This window comes from Streptomyces sp. WG5, from assembly GCF_049974565.1.
In the GTDB taxonomy this organism is placed as follows: domain Bacteria; phylum Actinomycetota; class Actinomycetes; order Streptomycetales; family Streptomycetaceae; genus Streptomyces.
The window spans coordinates 1-1,649 of sequence record NZ_JBNGGC010000120.1 but is presented as its reverse complement, the minus strand read 5'-3'; the positions used below and the strand labels follow the sequence as shown (position 1 = coordinate 1,649).

The following is a 1,649-nucleotide window of genomic DNA, read 5'->3' as shown; positions in this document are numbered from 1 at the left end:
AGCGCGGACGGTGAGGCCAAGCTGCCGTTCTCCTGGCAGGGCGTGACTCTGCACGCCGTCGGCGCGTCCGAGGTACGGGTGCGGTTGTCGCGTGCGGGCCGTGATGTGGTGGCGCTGGAACTGGCGGACGCCGAGGGTGCGCCGGTGGCGTCCGTGCGCGGTCTCGTGTTGCGGGCGTTCTCGCCGGAGCAGCTCGCCGGGCCGGTTGGCGGTCAGGGTGACGCGCTGTTCCGGGTCGAGTGGTCCCCGGTGGCGGCCGGCGGTTCGGTCGACGACTGGAAGCTCGTAAGTGCCGGACTCCAGGCCTTCGAGACCGAGAACGGCGCGGTTCCGGCGGTGATCGTGGTGCCGTGCGCGGCCGACGAGCTGGCGAGGGACATGGCCGGTGCGGTGCATGCGGAGTCCGGGCGGGTGCTCGGGCTGGTGCAGGAGTGGCTGAGTGACGAGCGGTTCGCCGAGTCGCGTCTGGTGTTCCTGACGCGGGGTGCGGTGGCTGCGGTGCCGGGTGAGGACGTGGCGGATCTCGCGCACGCCCCGGTGTGGGGTCTGGTGCGGTCGGCGCAGTCGGAGAACCCGGGCCGGTTCGGCTTGATCGACGTCGACGGCGAGATCGACGCGGACACCGTCGCGGCGGCGTTGGCGACGGGTGAGCCTGAAGTCGCTGTCCGGTACGGGGTGTTTCTCGCGCCTCGCCTGGTGCGGGCCGTCGCCGGTCCCGACGCCGAGGCCCCGGTGTTTGAGGGCACGGTGCTGGTGACGGGTGCCAGTGGTGCGCTGGGCGGGTTGTTCGCGCGGCATCTCGTCACCGAGTACGGGGTGCGGGATCTGCTGCTGGTGAGCCGGCGGGGCGGGGATGCCCCGGGTGCTGTCGAGTTGACGGCGGAGCTGGTTGGGCTGGGTGCGTCGGTGTCGTGGGCGGCGTGCGATGTCGCCGACCGGGACGCGCTGGCCGCGGTGCTGGACACGATTCCGGTGCTGTCGGCGGTGGTGCACACCGCCGGCGTCCTGAACGACGGCGTCATCGCGTCCCTGGACCAGGAACGCATGTCCTCGGTGCTGCGTCCGAAGGTGGACGCGGCGTGGAACCTCCACGAACTCACGCAGGGCATGGACCTGTCGGCGTTCGTCTTGTTCTCCTCCGCGGCGGGTGTCTTCGGCGGCGCCGGTCAGGCGAACTACGCCGCCGCCAACGTCTTCCTCGATGCGCTTGCCGCGCACCGCAGGTCACGGGGTCTGGTGGCGACGTCGCTGGCGTGGGGTCTGTGGGACGGCGGCATGGCCGGCGAAGTGGCGCGTTCCGGTCGCGGCGGAGTGAACGCCCTGACCGAGGACGAGGGCCTGGCCCTCTTCGACTCCGCCAACGCCACTCAGGCCGCGGTCCTCGTACCCATGAAGCTCGACCTGGCCGCGCTCCGCGCTCAGGCGGTCAGCGGGATGCTGCCGCCGCTGCTGAGCGGCCTGGTCCGCGTCCCGGCCCGCCGCGCCGCGAAGGCCGGTTCGGCCTCGGCAGGCAAGCTCGCCCGGCAGCTCGCGGCGCTGCCCCAGGACGAGCGGGCCGAGGTCGTACTCGATGTGGTGCGGGGTGAGGTCGCGGGTGTTCTGGGGCATGGTTCGGTCGATGAGGTGCCTGCGGATCGTGCGTTCAAGGA

General features: G+C 72.2%; 1 protein-coding gene. It reads left to right on the top strand.

Annotated elements, in window-relative coordinates; genetic code table 11:
- A partial coding sequence (locus ACP4IX_RS36140) for a type I polyketide synthase (RefSeq protein WP_426558882.1) occupies nt 1–1,649 on the top strand: 1,649 nt, incomplete at both ends.